Source organism: Streptomyces sp. NPDC096324, assembly GCF_044763015.1.
Taxonomy (GTDB): Bacteria; Actinomycetota; Actinomycetes; order Streptomycetales; family Streptomycetaceae; genus Streptomyces.
In genome coordinates, this window is record NZ_JBIWFK010000001.1 from 53,612 (window position 1) to 69,100 (window position 15,489).

The following is a 15,489-nucleotide window of genomic DNA, read 5'->3' on the forward strand; positions in this document are numbered from 1 at the left end:
GCACCACGAAGAAGGGGGGCCATCCATGGGCTGGCACCGGGAGCTGCTGATCGGCTTCGACCTGGAGACGACCGGGACCGATCCGCGTGAGTCGCGCATCGTCACGGGTGCCGTGATAGAGGTCAAGGACGGAGAGCCGCTGGGCCGCCGCGAATGGCTGGCCGATCCGGGCGTGGAGATCCCGGCCGACGCCGTGGCGGTGCACGGGATCACGAACGAGCACGCGACCGCCGAGGGCCGTCCGGCCGACGAGGTCGCCGACGCCATCGCGGGCGTCCTCGTCACCTACTGGCGCACCGGCGTCCCGGTCGTCGCGTACAACGCGGCCTTCGACCTCACGCTGCTCTCCGCCGAGCTGCGGCGCCACGGACTGCCCTCGCTGCGCGAGCGCCTCGGCGGCATCGACCCGGCTCCCGTCATCGACCCGTACACGATCGACCGCTCCGTGGACCGCTACCGCCGGGGCAAGCGCAACCTGGAGGCGGTCTGCACCGAGTACGGGGTGGTCCTGGACTCCGCCCACGACGCCTCGGCCGACGCCCTCGCCGCGGCCCGGCTCGCCTGCGCGATAGCCGGCCGCCATCCCAAGGTCGCGGCCCTCGGCCCGGTCGAGCTGCACGGCCGCCAGATCGAGTGGTACGCGGACTGGGCGGCCGACTTCCAGTCCTTCCTGCGCCGCAAGGGCGAGACGGACGCGGTGGTGGACGGCACCTGGCCCCTGCGGGACCTGGCGGACGAACGCGTCTGACCCGGACCCGGGCCCGGAACTGGGCCTTGGCCTGGGCGCGAGGACCCCGCGCGGCCCCGGACGGGCACACCCCGGCGGCAGGTCAGAACGGGTACCAGCGCACCGTCTCGTCGCCGTCCCGCAGTGACGCCACCCGGCGTTCGAACTCGGCCCGCGCCTTGGGGTTGGTCGGCGCGTGCTGGGCGACCCAGGCACAGCTCGCGGTCTCGCGGGCACCCCGGAGCACCGAGCAGCCCTCCCACGCCCGCACGTCCCAGCCGTACGCCTCGGTGAAGGAGTCGTAGGCCTCGGCGGGAAGACCGTAACGGTCGCGGGACAGGGCCATGACCACCAGATCGTGCTCACGCAGATCCGCCGAGAAGGTCTCCAGGTCGACCAGGACCGGGCCGTCCGGGCCGACGTGGACGTTGCGGGGCAGCGCGTCGCCGTGGATCGGGCCCGGCGGGAGGCGGGGGGCGAGCGCGGCGGCCGCCGCGGCGAAGCCGTCGCGCCGCTCCCGCAGATACGCCGCGTCCGCGGGGGCGATCGCGTCGCCCGCCAGCCGCAGCCAGCGCTCCACGCCGCCGAGGAGTTCCCGGGGCGGCAGGGAGAAGGAAGGGGAGGGCAGCGCGTGCACCACGCGCAACAGCTCCGCCAGATCACGCGGCTCGGCGGGGCGGACGGCGTCGGGCAGCCGGTGCCACACCGTCACGGGGTGTCCGTCGACCAGCAGCGCCTCCGGCCCGGCGGCCCGCACCGCGGGGACGCCCGACTCCTCGAGCCAGGCGGCGATCGCCAGCTCCCGGCGGGCCCGGTCGTGGAGTTCGGCGTCGCGTCCCACCTTGACGACCAGATCACCGGCGCCGAACACCGCGTTCTCGCCGAGGGCGAGGAGCGTCGCGTCCCGCGCCGGACCCGGCAGCACCTTCGCCGCGGTCAGTACGTCCCGCGCCCGTGCCTCGTCCATCGCCCGCCTCCGTGTCCTCGCGTACGACGGCTCCCGGGGTGCGTGCCGTCCGCCGGTCAGTCTCCCATTCCCGCAGGCAGGAACGGCGAAGGGCCTGTCGGCCCCTCCGTGAGGAGAAGACCGACAGGCCCTGGGCGGGTGAGCCCGTTCCGGCGACCGGCGACCTGGCGCCGAGCAGTCGTGGCCGGCGCCGGGTGCCTAGACCCCGGCCCGCTCGCCCTGGGGCAGTACCGCCTGCGCGACGGCCTCGGGGGCCTCGTCGTGGGTGAGGTCGGGCATCCGGTTCAGCCACTTCGGCAGGTACCAGTTGCGCTCGCCGAGCAGCGCCATCACCGCGGGGAGCAGGACACCCCGGATGATCGTCGCGTCGATGAGCACCGCGGCCGCCAGGCCCACACCCATCTGCTTCATGGACTGCATGGACAGCGTCCCGAAGATCGCGAAGACGGCGACCATGATGACGGCGGCGCTGGTGACGACACCCGCCGTGGTGACCACCCCGTGCCGGATCGCGTCCTTGGTGCTGCGGCCCCGCAGCCGTGCCTCACGGATCCGGGACACCACGAACACGTGGTAGTCCATCGAGAGCCCGAAGAGGATCACGAAGAGGAACAGCGGCAGCCAGGCGACGATCGCGCCGACGCCCTCCGCGCGCACCAGGGAGGCGCCCCAGCCGTGCTGGAAGACCGCGACGAGGATGCCGTAGGCGGCCGCCACCGAGAGGAGGTTGAGCACGATCGAGGTGACCGCGATCGTCAGCGAGCGGAAGGAGAGCAGCATCAGGACGAAGGCGAAGACGACCACGAAGGCGAAGACCGGGGTCACCGAGCCGATCAGCTGGTCGTTGAAGTCGTGCGATCCCGCGACCTGTCCGGTGATCGGCGCCTCAAGCCCGTCGACCTTGCCGAGCGTCCGCGGGCGTACCGTGTCGCGCAGCAGCTCCAGGCTCTTCTCCGCCTTGTCCTGGTCGGAGCCGCCGACCAGCGGGACGTAGACGAAGGCGACGTTGTCCTCCGCGTGCACCTTGACGTCGACCGGACCGCGTGAGGCACCCGAACTCACGGCCGCCGCACGGAAGTCGGCGAGCGCGGCCTTCACATCGGCGGCGTTGATGTCCCGCGCCTTCACGACCACCTCGGCCGGCTCGGAGCCGCCGGGGAAGGCGTCGTTGAGCCGGTTGTAGGTGCCGACGATCGACAGCGAGTCGCCGAATTCCTTGTCCAGGGTGAGCTGCTGGGTCTTCATGCCGAGCGCCGGAGCGGCGATGGCGAGCAGCGCGCCCGTCGCGACGACCAGGGAGATCGCGGGCCGGGCGAGCACCACACGCAGGACGGCGCCCCAGAACCGGCTGCCCTCGTCGGCCGGACGGCGGTTGCTCCGGCCGCCGTCCGCGGCGCGCCGCTTGGCCCGGTGCAGGAACGGGATGCGGCCCTTCTCGACGCGCTCGCCGAGCAGGGAGAGCAGCGCGGGCAGCACGGTGACCGAACCGACCATGGCGACGGCGACGACCATCAGGGAGGCCAGGCCCATCGCCTCGAACTCGGCGAGCCCGGTGAACAGCATGCCCGCCATCGCCACGCACACGGTGACGCCGGAGACGATGATGGCGCGGCCACTGGTGGCGGCGGCGATCCGCAGGGCCGTACCTGCGTCACGGCCCGCCTCGCGCTCCTCACGCTCACGCCGCAGGTAGAAGAGGCAGTAGTCGACACCGACGGCCAGCCCCACCAGCAGCATCACGGAGTTGGCCGTGTCGCTCATCGGCATCAGATGGCTGACGATGCCCATCAGGCCCATCGTCGCCATGATGGCGGTGACCGCGAGCGCCACCGGAAGCAGGGCCGCCACCAGCGCGCCGAACGCGATCAGCAGGATGCCCAGCGCCACCGGGACGGCGGAGAGTTCGGCCTTCTGGAAGTCGTCGCCGAACGCGTCGTCGTACTGCTTCATCATGCTCGCGGCGCCGATCTCCTCGATCCGCAGCCCGGAGTGGTCCTTCTGCACGCCCTCGACGGCGTCCAGCACGGGTGCGACGCGATCGCCCGCCGTCTCCGAGTCGCCGCGCATGTCGAACTGGACGAGCGCGCTGCGCCCGTCCTTCGAGATCGACTTCGTGTCGTACGGCGAGGTCACGTCGCTGACCTTGCCGGTGGCGCCGACCGCGTCGACGACCGCGGAGACAGCGCTCCTGAACTCGGCGTCGGTGGCCTTGGTGCCCGCGTCCTTCGCCTGGATCAGAACCGTCTCGCCGGCCGGCTCCTCGATGCCCGCATCCTCGATGATCTTGGCCGCGGTGTGGGTCTCGCCCTTGAGCTGGTCGCTCTCCTTGACGTCGACGCGGCCCGCCGCGGAGCCGAGGCCCATCGCCAGGACGACGAACAGCACCCAGATTCCGACGGCCGCCCATCGGTGGCGGGCGCTCCAGCCGCCTGCTCGCGCGGCGATGCCGCGCACCCGTGTGTCTGCGTTCCCCATGACGGGCCTGCCCCCTTGAGCACGGTGACAGCCCCCTGCCGCCACCTTCCGTAATGAAGGTATGGGCCCGATAAACGCTTCTCCTCGTACTGTCCGGTGAACCGGCGGACCTCCCGCTCCTCCCCGCGGACCCCGAGGTCTCCGCACTGGGGAGGACGGAAGCCCCTTACACGTAACGGCACTTCTCGGGGATGCCGCTCAGGGACCGGCCCCGCTCCCCGGCGGCCGGCGGACGGCCCCGCGGGGTACGGCCGTCGCGCCCACCCCATGCGGCGCGGCGCCCGGCCTATGGTGTGCGGATGACGACGACGTACGCGGCGCTGTTGCGCGGCATCAACGTGGGCGGCGCGAAGAAGGTGCCGATGGCCGAACTGCGCACCCTGATGGAAGGACTCGGGTACGGCGGCGTCCGCACCTATCTCCAGAGCGGGAACGCCGCGTTCAGCAGCGACGGCGGGGACGAGGAGTCCCTCGCCGAGGAGCTCTCGGGGGCCATCGAGAAACACTTCGGCTTCGGCGTCGGCGTACTCGTCCGCGCGCACCCCTATCTGCGGGCGGTCAGGGAGGCCTGTCCGTTCCCGGCCGCCGAGCTGGAGGCCAAGCAGCTCCACGTCACCTACTTCTCGCACCCCGTCGACGCCGAGCGCTTCGCCTCCGTCGAACCAGCGGCCTTCCTCCCCGAGGAGTTCCGTCTCGGCGACCGCGTCCTCTACCTCTACGCGCCCGACGGCCTCGGCCGCTCCAAACTGGCGGAGGCCCTGGCGAAGCCCCGACTGCTCAAGGGCGTCCTCGCCACCACGCGGAACTGGAACACCGTCGTCAAACTGGAGGAGCTGACCGGTGCTTGAGCGCAATCCCGCCGTCGAGGCCGCGATCGAGGGCGAACTGCGCCTGCTGGACCCGGCGGTCCGCCGCTCGGCCGACCTCGTCGCCGCGCTGCTGCACCCCGACTTCTACGAGTTCGGCGCGTCCGGCCGCATCTGGGACCGCGACTCGATCGTCGCGCTGCTGGCCGCCGGGACGGAGGACGGCAGCCGCACCACGACCTCACGGGTGAAGGGGGTGCAGCTCGCCTCCGACCTGGTCCACCTGACCTTCGACACCGACAACAACGGCCGCCGGGCACACCGGAGTTCGCTGTGGCGGCTGTTCGGGAACGACTGGCTCCTCTACTTCCACCAGGGCACCCCGTACACCCCCGGCGAGGCAGGCGCGTTCGTTCGGGAGACGGGCTGAGGCCGAGAATTGGCCCAAGATTTCGGTGCGGGATTGGGCCGGGATTCCATGCCACCGAGTGACTAGCCTCGACGGTATGACGACGACATCGCCCACCCGGGTCGACTTCTGGTTCGACCCCGCCTGCCCCTTCGCCTGGATCACCTCGCGCTGGATCCTGGAGGTCGAACGGAGCCGCCCGCTCGACCTCCGCTTCCACGCCATGAGCCTCTATCTGCACAACGTCGGCAACGAACTGCCCGACTGGTACCGGGACCTGGTGGACAGGTCCATCGGTCCGGTACGCGTGGCGGTGGCCGCGGCCGAGCGGCACGGTGAGAAGGTGCTCCGCGATCTCTACACCGCCCTCGGCACCCGCATCCACCAGAGCGGCATGACGGACTTCGACGCGGTGATCGCCGAGGCGCTCGCCGAGCTCGGACTTCCGGCCACGCTCGCCGAGGCCGCCCACGACCCCTCGTACGACGAGGCGGTGCGTCGCAGCCACGACGCCGGGACCGAGGCGGACACCGGCGCCTATGTGGGAACCCCCACCCTCCACGTCGACGGAACGGTGTGGTTCGGCCCCGTGCTCCGGGCCGTGCCCCGCGGTGAGAAGGCCGCCGAGCTCTTCGACAGCTTCCGTGTCCTCGCCGCGCACCCCGACTTCTTCGAGCTCAAGCGGACCCGTACCGGCGGACTCTCCTTCGACTGACCCCCGGGAAGAGAGGCCGTGCGAAGGTCAGGCGCCGATCGCGGCCAGCGTCGGCACGCGCGCCTCGTCGTAGCGCTCCAGCAGGACCCGCGCGACCTCCGGCGCGGGACCGAGCACGTCGGCGAGCACGTCCGCCCCGGCGGCGCCCCGGGCGATACGGTCCGGCAGGAAGCCGGGCGCGAGCACGTACGGCGCGACGGCGACGCGCTCGCAGCCGAGGGCGCGCAGCTCACGCACGGCGTCCTCGGTGCGGGGGAGGGATGCGGAGGCGAACGCGGGCCGCACGGCGCACCAACCGGTGTGCCGCCACTCCCGCGCGATTTCTGCGATCACCGCGATCGCCTCCGGGTCGGTGGATCCCGCCGAGGCCAGCACGACCCCGGTCCGGGACCTGTCGGCGGGCGTCAGCCCGGCCTCGTGCAGCCGGCGTTCGAGCGCGGCCGTCAGCAGCGGGGACGGGCCCAGCACCTCCGCCTGCCGGATCCGCAGCCGCGACGGTGCCTGGCGCAGCACCGCCGGGATGTCCGACTTGGCGTGGAAGGCGCGGGTCAGCAGCAGTGGCAGCGCCACCACATCGCGGATCCCCTCGGCCGCCAGTGAGCTCAGCACCCCTTGTACGGAGGGGAGGTTGAAGTCGAGGAACGCGGTCTCCACGCGCAGGCCCGGGCGCTGGGCGCGCACCCTTCGCACCAGGGCGTGCACCGTCGCGGCATGCCGCGGATCGCGGCTGCCGTGGGCGATGACGACGAGGACGGGACGCTCGGGCCTGCTCATGACGGGGTCAGCCCTTCACCAGGAGTCCGCGGCTGCGCAGCACCCACCGCTCCACCGGACTGAAGACGATCAGGTCGATGGCGATGCCGACGAACAGGATGAGGAAGATGGCGAGGAAGACCATCGGCATGGAGCTGGCGTTGCGGCCGTTCTCCAGCAGTTGCCCGAGGCCCACGCCGAGGTCGGGGGAGGAGGCGATGATCTCCGCGGCCATCAGGGAGCGCCAGGAGAACGCCCAGCCCTGCTTCAGACCGGCCAGATAGCCCGGCAGCGCGGCCGGCATCACGATGTGCCAGGTCCCGCGCAGACCCGTCGCGCCCATCGTGCGGCCCGCCCGCAGGAACAGCGGCGGCACCTGGTCCACGCCCGACACCAGTCCGTTGGCGATCGAGGGGACCGCGCCGAGCAGGATCACCGCGTACATCATCGAGTTGTCGAGCCCCAGCCAGATCACGGCCGGCGGCACCCAGGCCACCGACGGCAGGGACTGGAGGCCCGACAGGATCGGACCGATCGCCGCGCGCACGAACTTCACCCGGGCCACGATCAGGCCCAGCGGCGTCCCGATCACCAGGGCGAGCAGGAAGCCGAGCAGACCGCGCGAGACACTGGTCCAGATGTAGTCGAGCAGCGTGCCCTGGAGCCAGGCGGTCTCGACCTCGTTCCAGACGTCGGACGGCGAGGGCAGCTTGGTCGGGTCGTCGACGATCTTGAAGGTGATCAGTGCCTGCCATGCGGCCAGAACGATCACGAACGCGATCAGCGGCGGCAGCACCTTCTGCCGGAACGTCGTGCCGAAGGAGCGCCGGCCGGCCACGGAGGACTCCAGCGCGTCGAGGCCCGCCTCCAGCCCGCCCAGGCCGTCGCCGTCCCTGACGGCCGCGTCGGACTTCGTCTCAGTGCTGGCCATGACGGCGGATCTCCCCACGCAGTTCTTCGGTGATCTCGATGGACAGTTCCGCCACGGGCGCGTCCTCGATGCGGCGCGGCTGCGGGATGCCCACCGTCCATTCGCGGGCCACGCGCCCCGGACGGGAGGACAGCAGGACCACGCGCTGGGCGAGCCGCACGGCCTCGCGGACGTTGTGCGTGACGAAGAGGACGGACAGTCCCGTCTCCCGCCAGATCCGCGTGAGTTCGTCGTGCAGTACGTCACGCGTGATCGCGTCGAGCGCCGCGAACGGCTCGTCCATCAGCAGGATCTGGCTGTCCTGGGCGAGTGCCCGGGCGAGCGCCACGCGCTGGCGCATGCCGCCGGACAGCTCGTGCACCCGCTTGCCGTACGCGCCCTTCAGCCGGACGAGTCCGAGCAGTTCCTCCGCCCGCTCGCGCCGCTCGGCCTTCGGAACTCCCCGCAGTTTCAGGGCGAGTTCGATGTTCTTGCCCGCGGTCAGCCACGGGAAGAGGGCGTGCTCCTGGAACATCAGAGCCGGACGCCCGTTGGTCGTGATGGTGCCGGCCGAGGGCCTGTCCAGCCCCGCGACCAGGTTCAGCAGTGTGGACTTGCCGCACCCCGAAGCCCCCAGGAGGGTGACGAACTCACCCGGCGCGACATCGAGCGTGATGTCGTCGAGGACGAGCTGGGGACCCGCGGGTCCGGCGAAGGACTTCGAGACGTGCTCGATGCGGGCGGCGTACTCCGTCGTGTCGGCGCCGTCGGCGGCCTTGGCGAGCGTCGTTGCCATGGTCGTCACCTCCTGGGAACTCATCGGGATCCGGACTTACTTGACGCCGAGACCGGCGTCGTCGACCTTGCTCCCGCCCGCGGCGGCGAGGACCTTGTTCAGGAGCGTCAGGTCGTAGATGCCGGTCAGGTTCGGCTTCTCCAGGAGACCGGCCTTGACCGCGTGGTCCGCCTCGGAGTCGAGCGTGGAGGCCAGCGGGTCGTCGGTGATCTGGATGGACTTCCAGGCCGGGTCGAGGACGTCGGCCGGCAGCGCCTTGCCCGAGTCGGCCTCGAGCTGCTTGTTCGCGGCCGCCTTGGCGTCGTCCGGGTTGGCGTTGATCCACTTGTTGGTCTCGACGGAGCCCTTCAGGACCGCCTCGACGACCTTCGGGTGCTCCTTGAGGAACTTCTGCGACACGATGATGTTCGTGATCACGAACTTCTTGTCGGGCCACAGGTCCGACTCGTCGAGCAGCACCTTGCCGCCCTCGGCGACCAGCTTGGACGCGGTCGGCTCCGGCACCCAGGCACCGTCGATGGAACCGGACTTGTAGGCGTCCGGGGTGATCTTGTTGTCGGTGCGGACCACCGAGACGTCACCCTTGCCGCTCTGGACGTCGACCTTCCAGCCCTGCTCCGCGGCCCAGTTGAGAAACGCGACGTCCTGCGTGTTGCCGAGCTGCGGCGTCGCGATCTTCTTGCCCTTGACGTCCTTCAGGGACTTGATCTTCTTGGGGTTCACCACGAGCTTGACGCCGCCCGAGGCCGAACCGCCGATGATCCTGAGGCTCTTGCCCTCGGACTTGGTGAAGCCGTTGACGGACGGCGACGGGCCGATCCAGCCGATGTCGATGGAGCCCGAGTTGAGCGCCTCGATCTCGGAGGGCCCGGCGTTGAAGATCTGGTACTTCGCCTGGGTGGCGCCGAGCTCCTTCTGGAAGAAGCCCTTCTGGTTGCCGACCAGCGCGGTGGCGTGCGTCAGGTTGCCGAAGTAGCCGATCTTCACGGAGTCGAGTCCGTCGATCTTCTTCGAGCCGGCGGCGACCTTGGCCGCGGCGTTGTCGTCCTTGGCCTCGGAACCGTAGCTGCACGCGGCGAGCGCCAGCAGGGGGAGAGCGGTGACGAGGGCTATACCGCGGCCGAGCAGCTTGGTGCGCGTGGAGCGGATGGCAGGCACGGGAGGTGTTCCTCTCGGTGGCCCGGCGGTCACGCCTTTCTCAGGTCGTGGCCGGGAGGTCGGCAGGTCTTCGTCTGTGCGGGCGGTGGGGGGTGAGGGCGCGCAGGCGGTGCGCGTACGTCATCGCGCACATCGCGCCACTCCGCCCTGCCCGCTGCCGAGGGCGCCGCTGCCGACGCGGCCGCCCTCCTTCGCGAACGTGGAGTAGATGTCGATGGGGTTCATGTCAGAAGTCCCAACCGTCGTCGTCGGACTCGTCCTTGACCGGCTGCGGCGCGGCGAAGGACTCGCCGACCATGCCCGCGGTCAGGGTGGTGCCGTCGGAGGGGTCGATCAGGATGAAGGCACCGGTGCGGCGGGAGTCGGCGTAGGAGTCGAGCGGGAGGGGTTCGGCGGTGCGGATCTTGACGCGGCCGATGTCGTTGGCGACCAGACGGCCCGGGTGCGGGTGCAGCGAGAGGTCGTCGAGGGTGAGGCGGGAGGGGATGTCCTTGACGATCGCCTTGACCGTGCGGGTGCCGTGCTTGAGCAGGACCCGGTGGCCGACGGTGAGCGGTTCGTCGGCGACGTGGCAGACGGTCGCCTCGACGTCCTGGGTGGTCGCGGGGGCGTCCTTGGTCGGCACGAGCAGGTCGCCGCGGGAGACGTCGACGTCGTCGGCCAGCAGGACGGTCACCGACTGGGTCGTCCACGCCGCGTCGACCGGCTTGCCGAGCAGGTCGATGCCGGAGATCGTCGTCGTCCGTCCGGAGGGCAGGACGGTGACCTGCTCGCCGACGCGGAAGGTTCCGGCGGCGATCTGGCCCGCGTAGCCGCGGTAGTCGGGGTGCTCGGCGGTCTGCGGGCGGATCACGTACTGCACGGGCAGCCGCGCGTGGCAGTGCGCCAGGTCGTGGCTGACCGGCACCGTCTCCAGGTGCTCCAGGACGGTCGGGCCGCCGTACCAGTCCATGTTCGCGGAGGGTTCCACGACGTTGTCACCGGCGAGCGCCGAGATCGGGATCGCGGTGATCTCGGGGACGCCCAGCTCGGAGGCGTACGCCGTGAACTCCTCGGCGATCGCGGCGAACACGGACTCCTCGTAGCCGACGAGGTCCATCTTGTTGACGGCGAGCACCACGTGCGGGACGCGCAGCAGCGCGGCGACGGCGGCGTGCCGGCGGGTCTGCTCGATGACGCCGTTGCGGGCGTCGACGAGCACGACGGCGAGGTCGGCGGTGGAGGCGCCGGTGACCATGTTGCGGGTGTACTGCACGTGGCCGGGGGTGTCGGCGAGGATGAAGCGGCGGCGCGCGGTGGCGAAGTAGCGGTAGGCGACGTCGATGGTGATGCCCTGCTCGCGCTCGGCCCGCAGGCCGTCGGTGAGCAGCGCGAGGTCGGGGGTGTCCTGGCCGCGGTTGCGGGAGGCGTGCTCGACGGCCTCCAACTGGTCGGTGAGGATCGACTTCGAGTCGTGCAGCAGCCGTCCGACGAGGGTGGACTTGCCGTCGTCGACGGAGCCCGCGGTCGCGAAGCGCAGCAGGGTGGTCGCCGAGAGCTGTTCGACCGACAGGGGCTCGGTGGGTTCGGTGGTGCTGGTCATGTCTAGAAGTACCCCTCGCGCTTGCGGTCTTCCATCGCGGCCTCGGACATCTTGTCGTCGGCGCGGGTCGCGCCGCGCTCGGTGAGCCGGGACGCGGCGATCTCGGTGATGACGGCTTCCAGCGTCGTCGCGTCGGAGTCGACGGCGCCGGTGCAGGACATGTCACCCACCGTGCGGTAGCGGACGAGCCGCTTCTCGACCGTCTCGCCGTCCTTGGGGCCGCCCCACTCGCCGGCGGTCAGCCACATGTTCGACCGCTGGAAGACCTCGCGCTCGTGGGCGAAGTAGATCTCGGGCAGTTCGATGCCCTCGCGGGCGATGTACTGCCACACGTCCAGCTCGGTCCAGTTGGACAGCGGGAACACGCGGACGTGCTCGCCGGGCGCGTGGCGGCCGTTGTACAGGTTCCACAGCTCGGGCCGCTGGCGGCGGGGGTCCCACTGCGAGAACTCGTCGCGCAGCGAGAACACCCGCTCCTTGGCGCGGGCCTTCTCCTCGTCACGGCGTCCGCCGCCGAACACGGCGTCGAAGCGCTCGGACTGGATCTTCTCCGTCAGCGGCAGGGTCTGCAGCGGGTTGCGGGTGCCGTCCGGGCGCTCCCGCAGCACACCGCGGTCGATGTAGTCCTGCACCGAGGCCACGTGCAGCCGCAGACCGTGGCGCTCCACGGTCCGGTCGCGGTAGTCGAGGACCTCGGGGAAGTTGTGCCCGGTGTCCACGTGCAGCAGCGTGAAGGGGACCGCCGCCGGGGCGAACGCCTTCAGCGCCAGGTGCAGCATGACGATGGAGTCCTTGCCACCGGAGAAGAGGATCACCGGCCGCTCGAACTCACCCGCCACCTCACGGAAGATGTGGACGGCCTCCGACTCCAGCGCGTCCAGGTGCGACAGCGTGTACGGGCTGCTCTCGGTCTCCTCGGAGACGCTGGCGACGGTCGTCATGCGAGACCCTTCTCGGTGAGCAGCGCGTGCAGCGCGGCGGCGGACTCCTGCACGGTCTGGGTGTGCGACTCGATGCGCAGGTCGGGCGACTTCGGCGCCTCGTAGGGGTCGTCGACCCCGGTGAGCCCCGTCAGTTCCCCCGCTGCCTGCTTGGCGTAGAGGCCCTTCACATCGCGTACGGAGCACACCTCGACCGGAGTCGCCACGTGCACCTCCAGGTACGTCGTCCCGTTCTCCTGGTGACGCCCGCGCACCGCCTCGCGGCTGTCGGCGTAGGGCGCGATGACCGGGACGAGCGTCTTGACGCCGTTGCGGGCGAGCAGTTCGGCGAGGAAGCCGATGCGCTGCACGTTGGTGTGCCGGTCCGCGCGGCTGAAGCCGAGGCCCGCGGAGATGAACTCCCGGATCTCGTCGCCGTCGAGCACCTCGACGCGGTGGCCCTCCTCGCGCAGCCGGCCGGCCAGCTCGTAGGCGATGGTGGTCTTGCCGGCACTCGGCAGACCCGTGAGCCAGACGGTGGCTCCGCTCGTCACTTCCCGCTCCTGAGAATTCGTGGGACCCGCGCAGGGCGCGGTGTTCGTCGTGGTCGTCGTCATCCGTGCAGTCCGCACTCGGTCTTCGCGCGGCCCGCCCAGCGGCCGGCGCGCGCGTCCTCGCCCTCCAGCACCCGTCGGGTGCAGGGGGCGCAGCCGACGGAGGGGTAGCCGTCCATCAGCAACGGGTTGGTCAGGACGCCGTGTTCGGCGATGTACGCGTCCACGTCGTCCTGTGTCCAGCGGGCGATCGGCGAGACCTTCACCTTGCGGCGCTTCTCGTCCCAGCCGACGACCGGGGTGTTCGCCCGGGTCGGGGACTCGTCACGGCGCAGCCCGGTCGCCCAGGCCCGGTAGCCGGTCAGGCCCTCCTCCAGCGGCTGGACCTTGCGGAGCTTGCAGCACAGGTCCGGGTCGCGGTCGTGGAGCCGCGGTCCGTGCTCGGCGTCCTGCTCGGCGACGCTCCGACGCGGGGTCAGCGTGATGACGTTGACGTCCATCACGGCCTCGACCGCGTCCCGCGTGCCGATCGTCTCCGGGAAGTGATAGCCCGTGTCGAGGAACACCACGTCCACACCGGGCCGGGCGCGCGACGCGAGATGGGCGACCACCGCGTCCTCCATCGAGGAGGTCACGCAGAACGTCCCGCCGAAGGTGTCCGCGGCCCAGCGCAGGATCTCCAGGGCGGACGCGTCCTCCAGGTCGCGTCCAGCCCGTTCGGCCAGAACCTTCAAGTCGTCGTCCGTGCGCTCGTGCTGAGTGACCGTCATGTCTCCGCCCCTCCACGCTCTTCCTGCTGCACGCCCCGGGACAGCAGTCCCAGGAACTTGAGCTGGAAGGCTCGGTTGCACGCCGCGCATTCCCACGCGCCGTGGCCCTGTTCGCTGGGTCGCAGGTCCTCGTCTCCGCAGTAGGGGCAGTAGAAAGGTGCCGCGCGCTCGCTCATGACAGCGCCTCCTCGGAGGCACGCGCGGCCCAGGTGGCGAAGCGCTCGTCGGCCTCGCGCTCCGCCTGGAAACGCTTGAGGACGCGCTCGATGTAGTCGGGCAGTTCGTCCGAGGTGACCTTCAGGCCGCGGACCTTTCGGCCGAAGCCGGCCTCGAGGCCCAGCGCGCCGCCCAGGTGCACCTGGTATCCCTCGACCTGCTCACCGTTCTCGTCCAGGACCAACTGGCCCTTGAGACCGATGTCCGCGACCTGGATGCGGGCGCAGGCGTTGGGGCAGCCGTTGATGTTGATGGTGATGGGTTCTTCGAACTCGGGGATGCGGCGCTCGAGTTCGTCGATCAGGGAAGCTCCGCGCGCCTTGGTCTCGACGATCGCGAGCTTGCAGAACTCGATGCCGGTGCAGGCCATCGTGCCGCGCCGGAACGGCGAGGGCTTCACGGTCAGGTCGAGCGCCTCCAGGCCCTCGACGAGCGAGTCGACGCGCGTCTCGTCCACGTCGAGCACGATCATCTTCTGCTCGACGGTGGTGCGCAGCCGGCCGGAGCCGTGCGCCTCGGCGAGCTCGGCGATCTTCGTCAGGGTGGCGCCGTCGATGCGGCCGACGCGCGGGGCGAAGCCGACGTAGTAGAGGCCGTCCTGCTGCCGGTGGACTCCGACGTGGTCGCGCCAGCGGGCGACCGGCTGGTCGGGGGCGGGGCCGTCGACCAGCTTGCGCTTCAGGTACTCGTCCTCCAGGACCTGGCGGAACTTCTCCACGCCCCAGTCGGCGACCAGGAACTTCAGGCGGGCACGGTTGCGCAGCCGCCGGTAGCCGTAGTCCCGGAAGATCGAGATGACGCCTTCGTAGACGTCCGCGACCTCGTCGAGGGGCACCCAGGCGTCGAGGCGCTGGCCGATCTTCGGGTTGGTGGAGAGGCCGCCGCCGACCCACAGGTCGAAGCCGGGGCCGTGCTCCGGGTGGTTCACGCCGACGAAGGCGATGTCGTTGATCTCGTGGGCCACGTCGAGCAGCGGCGAGCCGGAGATCGCGGACTTGAACTTGCGGGGCAGGTTGGAGAAGTCCTTGTTGCCGATGATCCGGCGCTGGATCTCCTCGACGGCCGGGGTGCCGTCGATGATCTCGTCCTCGGCGATGCCGGCGACGGGCGAGCCGAGGATGACGCGGGGCGTGTCACCGCAGGCCTCGGTCGTGGACAGGCCGACGGCCTCCAGGCGGTTCCAGATCTCCGGAACGTCCTCGATGCGGATCCAGTGGTACTGGACGTTCTGGCGGTCGGTGAGATCGGCCGTGCCGCGTGCGAACTCCTGTGAGATCTCGCCGATGACACGGAGCTGTTCGGTGGTCAGCCGGCCACCGTCGATCCGCACGCGCAGCATGAAGAACTCGTCGTCCAGCTCCTCCGGCTCCAGGATCGCGGTCTTGCCGCCGTCGATCCCGGGCTTGCGCTGGGTGTAGAGACCCCACCAGCGCATCCGGCCGCGCAGGTCGTTGGGGTCGATCGAGTCGAATCCGCGCTTCGAGTAGATCGTCTCAATGCGTGTCCGCACATTGAGACCGTCGTCGTCCTTCTTGAACTGCTCGTTGCCGTTCAGCGGGGTGAAGTGACCTACGGCCCACTGGCCCTCACCGCGGTGACGGCTCACCTTGCGGCGGGGCGCGACGGCTGGATCCTGCGGGGTGGCGGCCATGGCTGTTTCGTCCTTCGAGACTGCGGGGCAGGTCTGATCTGCGGCTCTGACCTGCGCATACGGGTGCATACGGAAGAATG

Annotated in this window: 16 protein-coding genes; 4 read left to right on the forward strand and 12 right to left on the reverse strand. The window is 70.7% G+C overall.

Annotated features, from left to right (window positions below; all coding sequences use genetic code 11):
* The first annotated feature begins 25 nt into the window (after positions 1-25).
* Positions 26-748 carry a 3'-5' exonuclease gene (locus tag ACIQ7M_RS00225; RefSeq protein ID WP_403638257.1) on the forward strand — a complete coding sequence of 241 codons (723 nt, stop codon included), beginning with the start codon at positions 26-28 and terminating at the stop codon, positions 746-748.
* A gap of 82 nt (positions 749-830) precedes the next feature.
* Here the strand turns inward: ACIQ7M_RS00225 and ACIQ7M_RS00230 are convergent, their stop codons facing one another.
* Both ACIQ7M_RS00230 and ACIQ7M_RS00235 read right to left on the reverse strand, forming a co-directional pair.
* The gene (locus ACIQ7M_RS00230) at positions 831-1,694 is read right to left on the reverse strand and encodes a phosphotransferase enzyme family protein (RefSeq protein ID WP_403638259.1); all 864 of its coding nucleotides are present in this window, start codon (positions 1,692-1,694) and stop codon (positions 831-833) included.
* Between the two features lie 198 nt (positions 1,695-1,892).
* A complete protein-coding gene (locus ACIQ7M_RS00235; RefSeq protein ID WP_403638261.1) occupies positions 1,893-4,169 on the reverse strand; it encodes an MMPL family transporter in 2,277 nt (758 codons plus the stop codon).
* Between the two features lie 299 nt (positions 4,170-4,468).
* Between ACIQ7M_RS00235 and ACIQ7M_RS00240 the strand changes: the two genes are divergently transcribed.
* From ACIQ7M_RS00240 to ACIQ7M_RS00250, 3 genes are all read left to right on the forward strand, one after another.
* Positions 4,469-5,017: a DUF1697 domain-containing protein gene (locus ACIQ7M_RS00240; RefSeq protein WP_355760153.1), complete on the forward strand. Its 549-nt coding sequence runs from the start codon at positions 4,469-4,471 to the stop codon at positions 5,015-5,017.
* Entirely contained in the window at positions 5,010-5,405 is a 396-nt protein-coding gene (locus tag ACIQ7M_RS00245) for a DUF4440 domain-containing protein (protein WP_403638264.1), read from the forward strand. The genes ACIQ7M_RS00240 and ACIQ7M_RS00245 overlap by 8 nt, the downstream gene beginning before the upstream one ends.
* A 76-nt stretch (positions 5,406-5,481) precedes the next feature.
* The gene (locus ACIQ7M_RS00250; protein WP_355760149.1) at positions 5,482-6,099 is read left to right on the forward strand and encodes a DsbA family protein; all 618 of its coding nucleotides are present in this window, start codon (positions 5,482-5,484) and stop codon (positions 6,097-6,099) included.
* Between the two features lie 27 nt (positions 6,100-6,126).
* Here the strand turns inward: ACIQ7M_RS00250 and ACIQ7M_RS00255 are convergent, their stop codons facing one another.
* From ACIQ7M_RS00255 to ACIQ7M_RS00300, 10 genes are all read right to left on the reverse strand, one after another.
* Positions 6,127-6,873 carry a sirohydrochlorin chelatase gene (locus ACIQ7M_RS00255; RefSeq protein ID WP_403638267.1) on the reverse strand — a complete coding sequence of 249 codons (747 nt, stop codon included), beginning with the start codon at positions 6,871-6,873 and terminating at the stop codon, positions 6,127-6,129.
* A gap of 7 nt (positions 6,874-6,880) precedes the next feature.
* On the reverse strand, positions 6,881-7,783 hold the full coding sequence (locus ACIQ7M_RS00260; protein WP_403638269.1) for an ABC transporter permease: 903 nt from the start codon (positions 7,781-7,783) through the stop codon (positions 6,881-6,883).
* Positions 7,770-8,558, reverse strand: coding sequence for an ABC transporter ATP-binding protein (locus ACIQ7M_RS00265; RefSeq protein ID WP_403638271.1), 789 nt, complete (start codon positions 8,556-8,558; stop codon positions 7,770-7,772). Before ACIQ7M_RS00265 ends, ACIQ7M_RS00260 begins: the two co-directional genes overlap by 14 nt.
* Before the next feature lie 36 nt (positions 8,559-8,594).
* The gene (locus ACIQ7M_RS00270; protein WP_403638273.1) at positions 8,595-9,716 is read right to left on the reverse strand and encodes an aliphatic sulfonate ABC transporter substrate-binding protein; all 1,122 of its coding nucleotides are present in this window, start codon (positions 9,714-9,716) and stop codon (positions 8,595-8,597) included.
* A gap of 226 nt (positions 9,717-9,942) precedes the next feature.
* Positions 9,943-11,298: a sulfate adenylyltransferase subunit 1 gene (locus tag ACIQ7M_RS00275; RefSeq protein ID WP_403638275.1), complete on the reverse strand. Its 1,356-nt coding sequence runs from the start codon at positions 11,296-11,298 to the stop codon at positions 9,943-9,945.
* Positions 11,299-11,300: 2 nt separating this feature from the next.
* Positions 11,301-12,239 carry a sulfate adenylyltransferase subunit CysD gene (gene cysD / locus ACIQ7M_RS00280; RefSeq protein WP_355760137.1) on the reverse strand — a complete coding sequence of 313 codons (939 nt, stop codon included), beginning with the start codon at positions 12,237-12,239 and terminating at the stop codon, positions 11,301-11,303.
* On the reverse strand, positions 12,236-12,772 hold the full coding sequence (gene cysC, locus ACIQ7M_RS00285) for an adenylyl-sulfate kinase (RefSeq protein ID WP_351861320.1): 537 nt from the start codon (positions 12,770-12,772) through the stop codon (positions 12,236-12,238). Before cysC ends, cysD begins: the two co-directional genes overlap by 4 nt.
* A gap of 59 nt (positions 12,773-12,831) precedes the next feature.
* Entirely contained in the window at positions 12,832-13,542 is a 711-nt protein-coding gene (locus ACIQ7M_RS00290; protein ID WP_386980435.1) for a phosphoadenylyl-sulfate reductase, read from the reverse strand.
* On the reverse strand, positions 13,539-13,718 hold the full coding sequence (locus ACIQ7M_RS00295) for a hypothetical protein (RefSeq protein WP_403638278.1): 180 nt from the start codon (positions 13,716-13,718) through the stop codon (positions 13,539-13,541). The genes ACIQ7M_RS00290 and ACIQ7M_RS00295 overlap by 4 nt, the downstream gene beginning before the upstream one ends.
* On the reverse strand, positions 13,715-15,409 hold the full coding sequence (locus tag ACIQ7M_RS00300; RefSeq protein ID WP_355760131.1) for a nitrite/sulfite reductase: 1,695 nt from the start codon (positions 15,407-15,409) through the stop codon (positions 13,715-13,717). The genes ACIQ7M_RS00295 and ACIQ7M_RS00300 overlap by 4 nt, the downstream gene beginning before the upstream one ends.
* Between the last annotated feature and the right edge of the window lie 80 nt (positions 15,410-15,489).

What these genes read in the sequence shown, in the direction of transcription:
- ACIQ7M_RS00225 (WP_403638257.1), top strand. Translation starts at nt 26, where the DNA reads ATGGGCTGGCACCGGGAGCTGCTGATCGGCTTCGACCTGGAGACGACC.
- ACIQ7M_RS00230 (WP_403638259.1), bottom strand. Translation starts at nt 1,694, where the DNA reads ATGGACGAGGCACGGGCGCGGGACGTACTGACCGCGGCGAAGGTGCTG.
- ACIQ7M_RS00235 (WP_403638261.1), bottom strand. Translation starts at nt 4,169, where the DNA reads ATGGGGAACGCAGACACACGGGTGCGCGGCATCGCCGCGCGAGCAGGC.
- ACIQ7M_RS00240 (WP_355760153.1), top strand. Translation starts at nt 4,469, where the DNA reads ATGACGACGACGTACGCGGCGCTGTTGCGCGGCATCAACGTGGGCGGC.
- ACIQ7M_RS00250 (WP_355760149.1), top strand. Translation starts at nt 5,482, where the DNA reads ATGACGACGACATCGCCCACCCGGGTCGACTTCTGGTTCGACCCCGCC.
- ACIQ7M_RS00255 (WP_403638267.1), bottom strand. Translation starts at nt 6,873, where the DNA reads ATGAGCAGGCCCGAGCGTCCCGTCCTCGTCGTCATCGCCCACGGCAGC.
- ACIQ7M_RS00260 (WP_403638269.1), bottom strand. Translation starts at nt 7,783, where the DNA reads ATGGCCAGCACTGAGACGAAGTCCGACGCGGCCGTCAGGGACGGCGAC.
- ACIQ7M_RS00265 (WP_403638271.1), bottom strand. Translation starts at nt 8,558, where the DNA reads ATGGCAACGACGCTCGCCAAGGCCGCCGACGGCGCCGACACGACGGAG.
- ACIQ7M_RS00275 (WP_403638275.1), bottom strand. Translation starts at nt 11,298, where the DNA reads ATGACCAGCACCACCGAACCCACCGAGCCCCTGTCGGTCGAACAGCTC.
- cysD (WP_355760137.1), bottom strand. Translation starts at nt 12,239, where the DNA reads ATGACGACCGTCGCCAGCGTCTCCGAGGAGACCGAGAGCAGCCCGTAC.
- ACIQ7M_RS00290 (WP_386980435.1), bottom strand. Translation starts at nt 13,542, where the DNA reads ATGACGGTCACTCAGCACGAGCGCACGGACGACGACTTGAAGGTTCTG.
- ACIQ7M_RS00295 (WP_403638278.1), bottom strand. Translation starts at nt 13,718, where the DNA reads ATGAGCGAGCGCGCGGCACCTTTCTACTGCCCCTACTGCGGAGACGAG.
- ACIQ7M_RS00300 (WP_355760131.1), bottom strand. Translation starts at nt 15,409, where the DNA reads ATGGCCGCCACCCCGCAGGATCCAGCCGTCGCGCCCCGCCGCAAGGTG.